This window comes from Enterococcus sp. C74 (assembly GCF_040887125.1).
Lineage (GTDB): Bacteria > Bacillota > Bacilli > Lactobacillales > Enterococcaceae > Enterococcus_B > Enterococcus_B hirae.
On record NZ_JBFOFA010000005.1, the window covers coordinates 66161 to 81151 of the forward strand.

The window sequence follows — 14991 nt, forward strand, 5'->3', positions numbered from 1 at the left end:
AAAGCCCTGCGAAATTAATCACAGGGCATAACTAAATAAACCTAAAGATAATCGATTTTAATACAAATAAAACCGATCTTCAGTCGATTTTTCTTCTCCCATCCAGACTTTAACTGTCGGTGCCAGATTCTCACTGGCTCAACCACAAAAATGTGGGTCACGGACTTCGAGTAAACTCGTCACCGTCGGTCGGGAATTACACCCTGCCCCGAAGAAATATTCAATTCGTTTAGAGTATATTCTTAAAACTTAATTGTGTCAACCTAAAAAATAGAGAGAAAATGGCGTATGGACGTCCTCGTTTATTTAATGCTAATCATATGATTAGAACAAGTATTACATATTTATAAAATAGTCTCCTAAAAATTGATTCATTTTACATAAATATCAGCTTTGTTATTTTCCGTCTTTTGAAATCGTTTACAAAAACTTAGTTATCTCGATTGTATGAAGTCACAATCTGTGACATCATGATAATAGTCATATTCCACAATTTCTGACTAATTGTACCTCTTTTTATGTTTAAATATAATTAAAAAGGAAAAAGAAATATAGGAGGTTTTTATGGAATTTGGAAAACTGTTAAAACAAGAAAGGAAGAAAATGAATTTGACCCAAGCGGATTTGGCTGAACAGTTAAATGTAAGTCGTTCAGCGATTTCAAATTGGGAAATTGGTAGAAATTATCCCGATATTCAAACAATTATTGATATATCTAATGTTTTAGGTGTATCTCTTGATTATCTTTTGAATGAAGATCAAAAAATAATGGAAGCCGTGGATAATGATTTAACAAAGAAAAAAAAGATAAAAAAGATCTCTGTTATTTTGGCTGGATTACTATTAGTGGCTATTGGGACTATCATTTTTCTTTTATATCCAAAAAAACCTACGATAATTTTTGTTAAGGATGTTCTTCCAAAAAATTCTGAAATTTCCACCTTAAAGAAACATGAAATAAAGGAAGTTTTTCTTGAAGACCATCAATTAAAAATTATTTTACATATCACAGGAAATGAAGCTGGGTATTATGTAGAAAGTGGTGCTGACGAAATGACAGTTAGCCTCTATAAAACAAAAAATAAATCTTTGAAATCAAATAAACTTATCCCATACGATGGAGTGTTTACTATCGATTTAATCGAATACCCTCGCTTAAAAAATATTTATATCGCTTATTCTCCTAATTAATTTATTATTAATTTCGTCAGTTTAAAATCAAGTTAATAAGTCCTAATTTTGATAAATACTGTCAATAGTCATTCAAAAATGTCGGTGTGTCCAAAACGACATTCTTGAATGACTATCGACAATCTCATCTTTCAACTCCCACAATTTTAAAAATATAAAATTTTTTTCTTCTGCTTGATTGCTTACCCTATTTAAAAATTCAGTTTTTCCAGATCCCCAAGTTCCATTTAAAAAAAATGTCTTTTTTTCTTTAATTAATTTTGAAAACATTTTTACTGCTTCTGTAGTATCAATTCTTTCTAACTCTATTTGCTTTATGACAATCCCCTCCTAAGAAATAAATTTCCCAAGTGTATCTTTTTTAATATATTTCAGTTCATTAGAATTATATATAGTAAAAATAGTTTGCGATTCACATAGCTGCCAAATAAGAATTTAGCACAATTTGGTACTAATACTAACTAGCAATTTATTTCCTATTGCTCAACTTAGTTATGGTACTATACGTTCTAAAGTTACATTATTTATCAGCTTAATCTCTTCGTTTCTCAATTTTCAATTTTAATCATGCTTTTCATTAGGTGCTCAATTTCGTTGACTGTATCTGTAAATGAAATGGATTTCGCAAACGTGTTAACTGAACGATATTTTTCCCACTGTTCTTCCAAGTAGTCGTTTCCTCTGATCTTTTCCATTTCTCTTTCATAATAAAAAGACAAAGATTCGGTATCTCCACGTTTTGTGAATGTATTTCGAACACTTTTATATAACTCTTTCGTATCAATATTTTCTAATTTTGGTATGGTAAATAAGTCATAGTAATCTTTTACTCTCGAATTATCTGTACCAAAGCTGAACGTAGCACTTAGCTTTTCTGCAATAATTTGTTCTGTTGGATAAGCTGGAATCTCCACTTTTTTATCTTCAAACATTAATTGGTGATAGTGTGTATCTACTTCAGGATAAATAGAATCTCCTGTTGTCACGTCCATTTTAAACGGCACACGCACTTTCTCTAAATTAGCCACCAATTTAATTTGAAATCCAGGATAAAAATCGGCTTCTCTTGTTTCCTTCATTCCTTGAATAGAGAAAACAATACCTTCTTTCGTGGGCTTCCTAATCAAATCATTAAAAATATTCTTCAATTTTTCTTCAGTTAATTTGCTATTTCTAAATGTCGTGTCGATATCAATTGTTGTCCTTCTATCGATTCCATATTTTGATCCTAATAAAAAGCCACCTTTCAAAATGAAGTCATTTTTGTACTTTGATTCAGAAATTTGTTCAATTAAACGATCCATCATAAAATGCCGTTGTACTAACTGTGCATTTAGCCCTGTACTCTTTGCTAAATTTCTGGTTTTTGATGCAAATTGTGTCGGTGTCATCTTTTCCCTCCATTAATATAAGCTTTGCATGTGGTATTTCATTTCTTTTTCTACATGTAGTTTTGTCATATAATCTCTTAATTTGCTCGGATCTCTCAATGGATCTTCCATGTACTCTTTTAATGCTGCTAATTTCATTTCGTATTCAATTTCATATCTCGGATTCCAAATATCACAAAGTGTACGCTCTTTATCATACATAGTAATAGGATTCCCTTGGAAGGAAGTTCCCTCTACTTTTCCTAGCTCATAAACTTCTTTCTTCACGAAATGAAATTGTAACTGCTGCTCTTTTGTAATTGAACGATCAACATTGTATCCATGGGGAAAAGTTAAATGAATGAATTTCGGCATATTCGTAGAAAGCTGGTAAATATCTAAAGTCGTTTCATGAGAAAAGATTCCCCTGGAAAATCGTTGCTGAAGCCAAAATAAATCATCTATTCCATGACCATCCTCTACATAATAACCACGATCAACTTTGATCAATTTTCCTTTATTCACCAATCTTTGTACAGTAGTTGCTGCGATTCCAAATTTTCTGGCTTCCTTCATAGATAAATTTCCATCGCGAATAGCCAACAATTCTTTCAATTTATCTTGCATTTACTTACCTCTTCTTTCGTTACAAATACACTACTTAAATTATATCATGGTAGTTTAATTGTAACAAGATGAACTTTGATGTCGATGAAATTCGCCAACATCTTTTTTATGATGTAAAAGGGTAAAAAAGACACCTGGAATCCTTTAGAATTAATTTGACGAATCAATTCATAGGAGGACTCAAAATGGCTTATACTCAGCTTATCGAAGGACTTTAAATATTCTAAACCTAATTATCTATTTTGAGGAAAATAATTTAACCCCAAAAAATATAATGGTAAATTTAATTGATTGGCAAAGATACTCTTCAATACACGCCCGAAGAATATCCACATTGTCATTTGTCGTCCCCTCTAGGATCTTTTGTTAGAAGTCCAGTTATTGCGACGTTTTATGATTCGTCGTGTTAAAACCAACCAAATAAAAAAGACAGAAAGAAATATTTCTTCTTTCTGTCCAAATTATTCTAAGATTATTCTTTACCAACATCATTTGACTACACTACTTTTTATGATGATTGGCTCACCATTCACGCTTACTGATTATTGACCTAAATCATATGGATGTTCATCTTACCCAATTTCTGAACCATTTGGCATTGATTTTGGCGCTTCGACTACTTGTAACGTGCCATCTGGTGCTTCTGCAGAAAGAATCATCCCTTGACTGATTTGTCCACGCATCTTACGTGGTTTCAAATTCGCTACGATCACTAGTTTTTTGCCGATCAATTCACTTGGATCAGGATAAAATTCAGCGATACCTGATAAAATTTGGCGGTCTTGGTTATCTCCCGCATCTAAACGGAATTGCAATAGCTTATCTGCTCCTTCAACTTTTTGACAGTTGATGACTTCAGCTACTTTTAATTCCACTTTTTCAAATACATCAAATTTGATTTGTTTGTCTTTAGTTGAAACAAGCTCAGTTTCTTCTGGGTCCCATTTCACTGATTCTTCATTCGTTTGGGTTCCTTCAGACATTTTCGCTTGGATATAGCTGATTTCTTCTTCCATGTCCAACCGTGGGAAAATTGGCGTACCTTTAGCAACTACTTTTGTTCCAGAAGGAAATTCGCCAAAGTGCAAGCCTTGAAGATTCATCGTTTCTGGGTCTAGTCCTAATTGATTAAAGATTTTAATTGGCGTTTCTGTCATGATCGGTTGCAATAAGATCGCAGTGATCCGTAATGATTCTGCTAGATGGATCATTACACTCGCTAATTCTTTTTTCTTGTCCTCGTCTTTGACTAAAACCCATGGCTCTGTTTCATCGATATATTTATTTGCACGAGAAATCAAGACCCAAATTTCAGCTAATGCCGTATTGAACTCCATTTTTTCCATCGCATCATGATATCGTCCAACGACATTTGCAGCTGTTGTTGATAATTCACTATCAAAAGGCGTCACTAAAGAAGCATAGTCAGGAACGATCCCATCACAATATTTATTGATCATTGCAACGGTACGATTCAATAGGTTTCCAAGATCGTTCGCCAAGTCATAGTTGACCCGAGAAACAAAATCTTCTGGTGTAAATACGCCATCTGAACCAAATGGAACAGCACGAAGTAAATAGTAACGTAACGCATCGAGACCATAACGTTCAACTAGCATCTCTGGATAAACCACGTTTCCTTTTGACTTAGACATTTTTCCGTCTTTCATCAACAACCAACCGTGACCAAAGACTTTTTTCGGTAACGGTAAATCTAATGCCATCAACATGATTGGCCAATAGATCGTATGGAAACGGACAATTTCTTTTCCAACCATATGGACATCTGCCGGCCAATATTTTTGGAATAAGCTATCATCATCAGAGCCGTAACCTAATGCAGTAATATAGTTGGATAACGCATCGATCCAAACATAAACGACATGTTTAGGGTCGTCTTTCACAGGGATCCCCCAACTAAATGTCGTTCTGGAAACAGCAAGATCTTCTAACCCTGGTTTGATAAAGTTATTGATCATTTCTTTCTTACGAGATTCTGGTTGGATAAATTCAGGATGCTCTTGGTAATACTCTAAAAGACGATCAGCATATTTGCTCATACGGAAGAAATAAGATTCTTCTTTGACTAATTCGACTTCATGCCCACTTGGAGCTTTCCCACCGATTACATTTCCTTCTTCGTCTTTATAAACTTCTGCTAATTGTGTTTCAGTGAAAAATTCTTCATCCGAAACAGAATACCAGCCTTCATATTCGCCAAGATAAATATCGCCTTGTTCAACTAGACGATCAAAGATTTTTTGAACAGCCGCTTTATGATAATCATCCGTTGTTCGAATGAATTTGTCATAACTGATATCCAGCGTTTTCCAAAGTTTTTTCACATCCGCAGCCATCTTATCGACATAGGCTTGTGGTTCAACACCTAATTCTGCTGCTTTTTTTTCTATTTTTTGACCGTGTTCATCCACCCCAGTTAGATAAAACACATCAAAGCCCATCAATCGCTTATAACGTGCAACTGCATCACAGGCAATCGTTGTATACGAATTACCAATATGCAGTTTGCCACTTGGATAATAGATTGGCGTCGTAATATAAAAAGTTTCCTTTTCTGCCATGGGGCTCTTCCTCCTTTATCGCATGATGCGAATTCATTTCCTTGCTAGTATACCATAAATCAAAAAGACTGCGACGATTTTTTCGCTACCCTCTAACAAATGCCTTTCCTCTTTATTATTTTCCTAGTAAAACATGCTATAATAATTAATAGTGTGTGAAAAGAAACCTAGGAATCAGTAAGTTTCGTTTTTAGTAAGCAGCACGTTTACATGTAGGTTATCTCTCACAATGTCACGGAATCTTGTAGCAGTCCCGTTGTTTTATTTTGACGAAACATAGCTTCGACTTAATAGTTGCTTATAGGAAGAAAACATCGTTCTCCCTTCTAAATAAACCTTTTTATAACAACCCAAAAGCAAGTGGATCTGAAATAGGCTGTTTATGTTTACGACTAATAGACAGTTCATTGTCCAAGAAAGGCTGAAATTTTATGCAAAAAAAACATCTTTATTTTACAATCAGTATTGCACTGCTTTCAGTGTTACACTGGCTGTTCAGCTATTTTTATATACGATTATATGGTTATTTTAACCTCCAAGGAAGCTTGAATCAGTTTCTTTTATTTACCCAAGTTTTTCGTTTTGTTCTCAATTTTTATATCATTTTTTGTGGGTATGTAACGCTTCGTGAAGAAAATAGAAAACTGTTACTGATCTATTTACTTTTCTTCTTGTTCAATTTACTCCTACCGTTTTTATTCCCTATCTAAGTATAGAAGTCTTTCTCCAAGGAAAACTTTGGTTTTTTTTTGGAGTCTGCTAAAATAAGATAAAAGTATATTTAAACAAGAACGTCATCAGGAGGTTAAAAGATGAAACAATTTGCTTCTAAAGAAGAGGAAAAGTTATATTATGAACATGAAGCAAGTGAAGCTGATTTTCTTGACTGGTATCAAAAGCAAGAACGCCCAGAATATGACAAACCTTCTTTGACTGTTGATATCGTGTTGATGTGTTACAACAAGGAAGAAGACCAGTTAAAAATTTTACTGATCCAAAGAAAAGGGCATCCCTACCGAAATTCATGGGCTTTACCAGGTGGTTTTGTCCAAAAGAATGAATCCACTGGTGAAAGTGTCTTACGTGAAACCAAAGAGGAAACGGGTGTCGTGATTTCTCAGGAAAATATTGAGCAGCTACACACCTTCAGCACACCGAACCGAGACCCTCGAGGCTGGGTCGTGACTGTCAGTTACTTGGCTTTTATTGGTGAAGAACCGTTGATTGCTGGTGACGATGCAGAAGAAGTCCGATGGTTTACCTTGACACGCCAAGGAAACAAAATCCATCTAACGAGTGATGAAGTTGCTATTTCTTTAGATTTACTGACAAGTGAATCTTCTGGCAAAGATACTTTAGCATTTGACCATAGTGAGATCATTACGAAAGCATTTAATCGAGTGACAAATAAAATGGAACATGAACCACAAGTCTTACAAGTATTAGGTAAAGATTTTACGATCACAGAAGCCCGAAAAGTATTTGCCAAATTTTTAGGGATCGATTTTAAAATGATTGATCATTCAAATTTCAAAAAAGCGATGCTGCAATACTTTGATGAAATTGGTGAACGACCAGTAGGAATCGGGCGTCCATCCAAGATTTATCAGTTGAAACCTGGAAACTATGAATAAGATGAAGATTTCAGAAAGCTGAAATACCAAAGATTTTTATTGGATTTTTCTGCAATCATTAATACCTGAGCAATCACCCATTAATGACCATCTGATGGATAAATACTTCTCATAAATAAGCCGAAGAATTACACAAAAGCAATGCTTTTGGTATTCTTCGGCTTATTTTAGAGGTTAGCCAGAAAGGTCATTACCTCCTTGTTTGGTTTATCATAATTAGTGAGCTTTTCTTGAGAAGAAAATTCCTAGAAACAAAAACAGCAAGTGTTTTTTATCAACAAGGCGATCCCTAGCGCTCCTACCAGTTCATTTATTCAAAAATCACTTGTTTCCCGATTTTTTCTAGTTCTAGACTTTTTTTAATCACTAAAGGATCGGTTTGTTCATTCATATTGATCAAAATCAACGTTTTATTATACCAGTTTGCTTTATACCTTAACTTAGTCACTAATTTATACCAATCTTGAAGTGAGAAGTCTGACAAGAAAGTTTCATTAGGGACAGCTTCTACAAACAAATAGTCATAATAACGAATCAATTTGCCAGATAACTGTTCCAAATAATTTTCTTTTTGAAATTTTTGTTTTAAATAAAGATCCATTACTTTACGCTTTTGTTTTTGATAGTTCTTCGATCGTTCCAAACGAGCTTTTCGTTTCTGAGCTGCCCGTCCCTTAATCCCTAATTTCCTCTTAGCCAGCTGCATTTCTTTTTCGGTTTTTTTCAACAATGGCAATGGTACATCAACTGGAGAGGATGTCTCGATTAGTTTTTGCGGATCATAAGCCACACCGATCCAACGACGAGACTCTGTTATTTCTTTCGCTGAAACCTCACAGAGTAAAGAAACATAAAAAGCTTCATTATAACGTGAGGAGATCGTCGCTGAACGAATCTCTCCTTCGATTGGTCGATGGAGGTTTACCTGAATGAGTTCTTTCTGTTTTGGCAGTTTTAGATACTTATCTTTCAAATAAATTGTGCCTTTTTGATTATTTGTTGTATAAGACTGCCACATACTTTTTTTATTTTTCAATTTTGGAAAACTGGCACGTTTTTTAAAATAATTACGAAACGCACGATCTAGATTTAGTTGTGCATTCGCAAGCGCTAAGCTGTCTGCTTTTTTTAAAAAATCATATTGCTTTTTTAAAGAAGCAGGAGTCAGTGTATAATCGATGACACCTGTTTTAGCGTAGCTTTCCTGACGGGCTTTTAGTAAGTGGTTATACGTAAAACGAACACAGCCAAAATTTTGAACAAACCATTGCTTTTGTGAAGCCGTGGGATAAATTCGGAATTTAAAGGCTTTTAGCATCAGCACGTACCTCCTAAGACGTCACAAGTAAGCTCGCTTCTTTTTGCCGTTTCAATTTTTTTGCGTAATAAGCCACTTCTTGCTCTGTCGCATAGACAAAATGCTCTGGGGCAATTTCTCTTAATGTCCGTTTTTGCCCATCTTCTGGTTCTGGTTGATACTTGATTCTTTTCCGCTGTCTTTCATGATCGGGATCTGGTAGTGGAATTGCAGATAATAAACTTTCCGTATAAGGATGAACGCCATGATGGTAAATCTCATCACTTGTTCCCATTTCCAATAAACGACCGTTGTGCATGACACCGATCCGATCACTGATATGTTTGACCATAGATAAATCATGAGCAATGAATAAGTACGTTAGTTGTTGTTGTTTTTGCAGATCCTGTAATAAATTGACCACTTGCGCTTGAATCGATACGTCTAAAGCCGAAATCGGCTCATCACAAATAATAAAACGAGGATTAACTGCTAAGGCACGTGCAATACCGATCCGTTGTCGTTGTCCTCCTGAAAATTCATGAGGGTAACGTGTACCATGGCTCGGATTCAATCCTACCGTTCGAAGAAGCTCATCTACTTTTTCTGAACGTTCTTCAGGAGACTTGACCAATCCATTGACATCGATCCCTTCTGCAATGATGTCACGAACTTTCATTCGGGGATTCAATGATGCATAAGGGTCTTGGAAGATCATCTGAACCTCACGGCGAAACTTAGCCATTTCTTGTTTTCCTTTTAGCTTGGTGACATCTTTTCCATCAAAGAAAATCTCGCCATCGGTCGGTTCATTTAAGCGAATGACTGTCCGCCCAGTGGTTGATTTACCACTACCTGATTCACCAACTAAGCCAAAGGTTTCCCCTTCATAAATATGAAAGCTAATATCATTGACTGCGTGAACTTCATTTTTCTTCCCAATATTGAAATATTGTTTTAAACCATTAACCTCTAGCAGTTTTTTTGGCATTCGTCATCCCTCCATTCGCTTTTTGCTTTTCTTCAAAAATCGCCCAACGACGTTTGATTTCTTCAGGTGGCTCTACTTTTGGTGCTTGAGGTGCTAAAAGCCAAGTTGCTGCTTGATGTGTTTTTGATAATTCAAAAAATGGTGGTTCTTCTTCTGCATCAATCTGCAAGGCATATTCATTCCGTGGATAAAAGGCATCGCCTTTAGGTGGGTTCAATAAATCAGGTGGTGAACCCGGGATCGCATAAAGCCGTTCATTTGCACTATCTAAGGTCGGCATCGAACCTAACAAGCCCCAAGTGTAAGGATGTTGCGGATGATAAAAAATTTCTTCCGAGGTACCGACTTCAATGATCTTTCCGCCATACATCACCGCTACCCGATCCGCTACATTTGCTACTACACCTAAGTCATGTGTGATGAAGATAATCGAGGTATCGATTTTCGTTTGGATTTCTTTTAGCAGTTCTAAAATCTGGGCTTGAATCGTAACATCTAATGCAGTTGTTGGTTCATCAGCGATCAAGATCTCCGGGTAGCAGATCAACGCAATCGCAATAACGATCCGTTGCCGTTGTCCTCCTGAAAATTGGTGAGGATAACTGTTGATCCGTTTTTCAGCCTCAGGAATCCCGACTAAGTTTAGTAATTCCAATGCTGCTTTTTGTCCTTCTTTTTTCGAAACTTTATTGTGTTTTCGCAAGGATTCAGCCACTTGTTTACCAATCGTCATCGTAGGATCGAGAGAAGTCATTGGATCTTGGAAAATCATTGCGATTTCTTTCCCACGAATTTTTTGCATGGCTTTTTCTGATTGATCGACAATATTTTTTCCTTTGAATAAAATCTCGCCCGAATCGATCGTAGCATTACTTGATAACAATCTCATGATACTTCTGGTAGTGACTGATTTCCCACTACCAGATTCTCCAACAATTGCTAGAGTCTCGCCTTTGTTTAAATGAAAATTGACACCACGGATCGCTCGGACTTTCCCAGCGTACGTATCAAATGAGATTTGCAAATTTTTAACTTCAAGAACTTTTGTCATATTCCTCACTCTTTCATTTTAGGGTCAAAGGCATCACGTAATCCGTCCGCTAGTAAATTGAAGCCGATCATGATAACAGATAACGTTGCCGCAGGGATCCATAATAGATATGGCAGGTACAAGAAAGTTTTATAGCCATCACTCAGCATTGTTCCCAATGAAGCAGATGGTGGCGTTAGCCCCAATCCAATGAAACTTAAAAAGGCTTCAAAGAAAATTGCCGATGGAATACTAAACATCATTTGAATAATGATTACACTGGAAATGTTCGGTAAAATATGTTTGAAGGCAATTTTCAATTTCGATTCACCTAATGTCATACCAGCTAACACATATTCTTGATCTTTCAGTTTCAGGGTTTGCGCTCGAACGATACGAGCCATCGGAATCCAGTTCGTGATCGCCATTGCTGCCACGATGGAAAAAATACCTGGTTCAAAAACAACCAACATTAAAATCATGACTACCAGATTAGGAATCCCAGATAAGATCTCTAAGAAACGTTGCATTCCGTTGTCGATTCGTCCACCTAGCAGACCAGAAATCAGCCCATAAGCAACACCGATCGTCACATCTAATAATGCAGCAATAAAAGCGATCAGTAAGGAAATTCGTGTTCCCATGAATAGACGACTTAATACATCACGTCCTAGACCATCCGTTCCTAAAAAGAAATTCACATTTGCTGGGACATTTGCTTGGGCATATTTATCGACTAACTCACCACCAACCATCGCTTTTCCATTCAATCCATCGATATTTAACCCTGGAATACGTGGGGGTAGATTGATGTAATCAATATTTTGTGCTGTTGGGTTGTGTGGCGAAACAAAGATCGTAACGATCGAGATCAAAATGATCACTGATAGTAAAATCATCGAAACGACTGCAGCTTTGTTTTTCTTTAAACGTCGCCAAGAATCTTGAATGAAATTTAGCGATGGAGCTGCAATTTGTTCTCGTTCTTCTTCAGTGTTTTTTTGTAGCGGAAGAAATTTATCTGCAGGAATATCTGCTATTGTTTCATAACGTTTTGGTATCAGTTCCATCTAGCTTCGACTCCCTTCTGAAACACGGATTCTTGGATCAACTAAACCATACAGCAGGTCAACGACTAAAATCACAAAGATCAACATAAATGAGTAAAGGATCGTTACTGCCATGATCGTTGGATAATCATTCGTCGTGATCGATTTAACGAATTGCTCACCAATACCGGGGATGGCAAAAATATTTTCAACTACTAACGAACCAGTCATCAAAGCAACTGCTAACGGTCCTAACAATGTCATTAACGGGATCAAACTATTACGAAGACCATGTTTAAAGGCGATCTCCCAACGGCTTAATCCTTTGGCTCTCGCTAATTCCACATAATCGCTGTGTAATACTTCGACCATTTCTGTTCGGATAAAACGAGCTGAATCGGCTAAAGGTGACATAGCCAATGCAATGGTTGGAAGGATCGTATAAATGAAGCCGTCCCATTTAGCAATCGGCAGTACATGCAAGCGGATCGCAAAAATATATTGTAATAAGACTGCAAAAACAAAGTTAGGGATCGAGCGACCCAAAATAGCAACCAACGTGGAAGAAGTGTCTGCCCAAGTGTTTTGCTTCATTGCTGAAATCGTTCCTAAGATCGTACCGATCACTGTTCCAAAAATAATCGCTTGTAGTCCTAGTTGTAATGAAGGTCCTACTCTACCAGCTAATAAATGAGCAACAGGCTGATTTTTAAATTGGAAAGAGATACCGAAATCTCCTTGAAGTAAATTTGACAAGTAAATACCATATTGGACGATCACAGGTTTATCCAGTCCAACTTGTTGATTCAACATAGCGATCGTTTCAGGACTCAAGCGCTCTTGGTTGGTATAAGGTGTTCCTGGTAATAATTGCATTAAGAAGAACGTGATTGTGGCAATCAACCAAAGCGTAATGGCCATAAAGAAGACACGTTTCAATACATATTTTAGATAACTATTCACTAATGTTTCCCCCTAGCTTTTGACTTCTGACAAATGTTTCGCTACATTATTAATGAATGAACCAAAGATAAAGGAGCAAACTGATGAAAAAGAAGTCTCTTCCCTACCTGATTGCTGGTGTCTTGATTCTCCTGATTATTGTAAAAAATAGTTTGAATCATCAACTAACACTCACTCAATTATCAAATGATTTATTTTTATGTGCGATGCCGTTTTTGATTATCGGCGGATTTTTATGGGTTTTTTCCTCGGGTTTCTTTGATCATTTTCAACGATCGATCTATTTAGCCCGAACAAGAAACCGCAAGAAAAAACCAGAATTTTCTTCACTCTCGTCTGCCAGCTATGGTATGTATACCTTTTGGCTGATCATTGCCGGAATCTTGCTTGCTCTTTCTATCGTGCTGGTGATTTTTTCGTTTCTATGATACGTAACCTTTAAAAAGTGGAGAGAGATTAAGACAACTGCCTTAATCTCTAGTCCGCTTTTTTTGTCTTAATGTTTGCCTATTCTTCTACATAAGTCCATTTGTAATCCCATGAAGCTCCTGCAGCGTGGTGGACAATTCCTTTGACTTTTTCATTGACTAAGTGTCCTTCTGCTTTTTGGTAAACTGGGATCACACCCATATCGTCTGACATGATTTTAGTTGCTTCTTGTAGATCCGCCCAACGTGCTTGCTCATCGCCCGCATCTTTATTCCCTGAGTCATCTACTACTTTGTCGTAGTCCGCATTACTCCATTGCCCACGGTTATAAGAGTTACCTGCAACAAATAGGTCCGTAAAGCTGCTTGGATCAGCATAGTCTGCTGCCCAACCGCCTAATACAGTATCAAAATCACCTGAAGATGAACGGTCTAAACGAACGGAGAATGGGACTGGTGTTGGTTTAACTTTTACGCCATCTAAATTTTCTTGGATTGAGTTTTGGATATACTCGATCACTTTTTTCGATGCATCATCATCTGAAGCCATCAAATTGAATTCAAGGGAATCAATGCCAAGTTCTTTTTTCGCTTTTTCCCAATATTCTTTTGCTTTGTCTTTATCGTAAGAAACAAGTTTGCCTGCTTCTTTCGCAAAATCTTCATTTGTTTCTGGATTTTTAGACATGTCCGCTGGGATCAAGCCAGTTGACACAACCGAGCCATCTCCTAGAACTTGTTTCACTAACGCATCACGATTGATTGAGTATGAAATAGCTTTTCTTAAGTTGACATTTTTAAATGGTGAATCAGCTTCACGTTGGTTCAACTCAATATAGCTCGTACGTGCTTCTTTGACTGACGTATATGCTGGATCATTCGCATTTTGTTGAGCGAGTTCCCCTGAAAGGATGACGTCATCTGCTTGTCCGTCTTTAAAGAGATTCAACGCTGTAGAAGATTCTTTGACCACGCTAACTTTGATTTCAGATAACTTCACTGCATCTTTATCCCAATAATTATCATTTTTCTTGTATGACCATTCAGTATCTGTCCCTGGTCCGTCAAAATCTGTTAAGGTAAACGGTCCATTGTATACTGCTTTATCGCTTGCTGAAGCGTAAGCATCACCGTTTTCTTCCACCACTGATTGTTTTTGCGGGAAGAATGATGGGAAAGCAAGTAAATATTGGAAGTATGGCGTTTGTTTCGTTAATGTGATTTCTAATTCATGATCGCCTACTGCTTTGATTCCTAATTCTGATTTATCTTTTTTGCCTGCTGTGATTTCTTCTGCATTCGCTACTGGAGCAAAAAGATACGCATATTCAGAAGCTGTGGCAGCATCCACTGTACGTTGCCAACCATAAACATAATCAGCCGCAACTACTGGATCACCATTGGACCATTTAGCGTCTTCACGCAATTTGATCTTGTAAGTCAACCCATCTTCACTAACTTCTGCCAGTTCACTCGCTCCTGCTGGTTGTGGTTTACTATCCTTATCTAAACGATAGATTCCCTCATACACATTATTTAATGCAGTGAAACTAATTGTATCCGTTGCTAAAGATAAATCTGCTGTTGGCATTTCTTGAGGTACGACTAAATTGAATACTCCGCCTCCATCTGTAGAGTTGCCACTCGCTGAATTACTACTTTTTGTATTTGCACTTCCGCCATAACAGCCTGCAAGTACCAGCCCACTCAAGGCTACAACACTAAATGCCCATTTCTTTTTCATTTCCCGTACCCCTTTTGTCGAAATTTTCAGAATAATTAGTTTTTTCTGAGTTGTTTAAGAGTTTAATGAATAATTATTAAAAAAG

14 protein-coding genes and 1 riboswitch are annotated in these 14991 nt (G+C 36.7%); of the genes, 4 read left to right on the top strand and 10 right to left on the bottom strand.

Features of this window, described 5'->3' with window-relative positions; all coding sequences use genetic code 11:
- Window positions 1-86 precede the first annotated feature (86 nt).
- Window positions 87-220: riboswitch (FMN riboswitch) on the bottom strand.
- Between the two features lie 344 nt (window positions 221-564).
- Window positions 565-1191, top strand: coding sequence for a helix-turn-helix domain-containing protein (locus AB3H93_RS08200; protein WP_010720777.1), 627 nt, complete (start codon window positions 565-567; stop codon window positions 1189-1191).
- Window positions 1192-1263: 72 nt separating this feature from the next.
- Here AB3H93_RS08200 and AB3H93_RS08205 read toward each other — a convergent pair whose 3' ends face one another.
- The 4 genes from AB3H93_RS08205 to metG form a co-directional block, all read right to left on the bottom strand.
- Window positions 1264-1461: a P-loop NTPase fold protein gene (locus AB3H93_RS08205; protein ID WP_368020418.1), complete on the bottom strand. Its 198-nt coding sequence runs from the start codon at window positions 1459-1461 to the stop codon at window positions 1264-1266.
- Between the two features lie 278 nt (window positions 1462-1739).
- Window positions 1740-2582, bottom strand: coding sequence for a nucleotidyl transferase AbiEii/AbiGii toxin family protein (locus AB3H93_RS08210; RefSeq protein ID WP_034700623.1), 843 nt, complete (start codon window positions 2580-2582; stop codon window positions 1740-1742).
- A gap of 12 nt (window positions 2583-2594) precedes the next feature.
- Window positions 2595-3188, bottom strand: a complete 594-nt coding sequence (locus tag AB3H93_RS08215) for a type IV toxin-antitoxin system AbiEi family antitoxin domain-containing protein (RefSeq protein WP_010737159.1) — start codon at window positions 3186-3188, stop codon at window positions 2595-2597.
- 572 nt (window positions 3189-3760) lie between these two features.
- Window positions 3761-5770, bottom strand: coding sequence for a methionine--tRNA ligase (gene metG, locus AB3H93_RS08220; protein WP_010720780.1), 2010 nt, complete (start codon window positions 5768-5770; stop codon window positions 3761-3763).
- A 431-nt stretch (window positions 5771-6201) separates the two neighbouring features.
- On the opposite strand from metG, the gene AB3H93_RS08225 reads away from it, so the two are divergent.
- Both AB3H93_RS08225 and AB3H93_RS08230 read left to right on the top strand, forming a co-directional pair.
- Window positions 6202-6480, top strand: coding sequence for a hypothetical protein (locus AB3H93_RS08225; RefSeq protein WP_010720781.1), 279 nt, complete (start codon window positions 6202-6204; stop codon window positions 6478-6480).
- A 102-nt stretch (window positions 6481-6582) separates the two neighbouring features.
- Window positions 6583-7404 carry an NUDIX hydrolase gene (locus AB3H93_RS08230; RefSeq protein ID WP_010737158.1) on the top strand — a complete coding sequence of 274 codons (822 nt, stop codon included), beginning with the start codon at window positions 6583-6585 and terminating at the stop codon, window positions 7402-7404.
- A 310-nt stretch (window positions 7405-7714) separates the two neighbouring features.
- On the opposite strand, the gene AB3H93_RS08235 is transcribed toward AB3H93_RS08230, so the two are convergent.
- From AB3H93_RS08235 to opp3b, 5 genes are read right to left on the bottom strand one after another with little or no spacing between them, the layout of a single operon-like run.
- On the bottom strand, window positions 7715-8722 hold the full coding sequence (locus AB3H93_RS08235) for an RNA-guided endonuclease TnpB family protein (protein WP_034700625.1): 1008 nt from the start codon (window positions 8720-8722) through the stop codon (window positions 7715-7717).
- A gap of 13 nt (window positions 8723-8735) precedes the next feature.
- Window positions 8736-9692: an ABC transporter ATP-binding protein gene (locus tag AB3H93_RS08240; protein ID WP_010720784.1), complete on the bottom strand. Its 957-nt coding sequence runs from the start codon at window positions 9690-9692 to the stop codon at window positions 8736-8738.
- Window positions 9667-10743 (bottom strand): ABC transporter ATP-binding protein, encoded by a 1077-nt coding sequence (locus AB3H93_RS08245; protein ID WP_010720785.1) that lies wholly within the window; start codon window positions 10741-10743, stop codon window positions 9667-9669. The genes AB3H93_RS08240 and AB3H93_RS08245 overlap by 26 nt, the downstream gene beginning before the upstream one ends.
- Before the next feature lie 5 nt (window positions 10744-10748).
- Window positions 10749-11792 (bottom strand): ABC transporter permease, encoded by a 1044-nt coding sequence (locus AB3H93_RS08250; RefSeq protein ID WP_010737155.1) that lies wholly within the window; start codon window positions 11790-11792, stop codon window positions 10749-10751.
- The gene (gene opp3b, locus AB3H93_RS08255; protein ID WP_010720787.1) at window positions 11793-12734 is read right to left on the bottom strand and encodes an oligopeptide ABC transporter permease; all 942 of its coding nucleotides are present in this window, start codon (window positions 12732-12734) and stop codon (window positions 11793-11795) included.
- 83 nt (window positions 12735-12817) lie between these two features.
- On the opposite strand from opp3b, the gene AB3H93_RS08260 reads away from it, so the two are divergent.
- A complete protein-coding gene (locus AB3H93_RS08260) occupies window positions 12818-13162 on the top strand; it encodes a DUF3899 domain-containing protein (protein WP_010720788.1) in 345 nt (114 codons plus the stop codon).
- 79 nt (window positions 13163-13241) lie between these two features.
- Here the strand turns inward: AB3H93_RS08260 and AB3H93_RS08265 are convergent, their stop codons facing one another.
- Complete coding sequence (locus AB3H93_RS08265) at window positions 13242-14906, bottom strand: peptide ABC transporter substrate-binding protein (RefSeq protein WP_010720789.1); 1665 nt, start codon at window positions 14904-14906, stop codon at window positions 13242-13244.
- Window positions 14907-14991: the final 85 nt, after the last annotated feature.

Bases quoted from the DNA above. Each gene is read 5' to 3' on its own strand.
- AB3H93_RS08260 (WP_010720788.1), top strand. From the start codon at position 12,818: ATGAAAAAGAAGTCTCTTCCCTACCTGATTGCTGGTGTCTTGATTCTC.
- AB3H93_RS08230 (WP_010737158.1), top strand. From the start codon at position 6,583: ATGAAACAATTTGCTTCTAAAGAAGAGGAAAAGTTATATTATGAACAT.
- AB3H93_RS08225 (WP_010720781.1), top strand. From the start codon at position 6,202: ATGCAAAAAAAACATCTTTATTTTACAATCAGTATTGCACTGCTTTCA.
- AB3H93_RS08245 (WP_010720785.1), bottom strand. From the start codon at position 10,743: ATGACAAAAGTTCTTGAAGTTAAAAATTTGCAAATCTCATTTGATACG.
- AB3H93_RS08240 (WP_010720784.1), bottom strand. From the start codon at position 9,692: ATGCCAAAAAAACTGCTAGAGGTTAATGGTTTAAAACAATATTTCAAT.
- AB3H93_RS08250 (WP_010737155.1), bottom strand. From the start codon at position 11,792: ATGGAACTGATACCAAAACGTTATGAAACAATAGCAGATATTCCTGCA.
- AB3H93_RS08210 (WP_034700623.1), bottom strand. From the start codon at position 2,582: ATGACACCGACACAATTTGCATCAAAAACCAGAAATTTAGCAAAGAGT.
- AB3H93_RS08265 (WP_010720789.1), bottom strand. From the start codon at position 14,906: ATGAAAAAGAAATGGGCATTTAGTGTTGTAGCCTTGAGTGGGCTGGTA.
- AB3H93_RS08215 (WP_010737159.1), bottom strand. From the start codon at position 3,188: ATGCAAGATAAATTGAAAGAATTGTTGGCTATTCGCGATGGAAATTTA.
- AB3H93_RS08200 (WP_010720777.1), top strand. From the start codon at position 565: ATGGAATTTGGAAAACTGTTAAAACAAGAAAGGAAGAAAATGAATTTG.
- AB3H93_RS08205 (WP_368020418.1), bottom strand. From the start codon at position 1,461: ATGTTTTCAAAATTAATTAAAGAAAAAAAGACATTTTTTTTAAATGGA.
- AB3H93_RS08235 (WP_034700625.1), bottom strand. From the start codon at position 8,722: ATGCTAAAAGCCTTTAAATTCCGAATTTATCCCACGGCTTCACAAAAG.
- metG (WP_010720780.1), bottom strand. From the start codon at position 5,770: ATGGCAGAAAAGGAAACTTTTTATATTACGACGCCAATCTATTATCCA.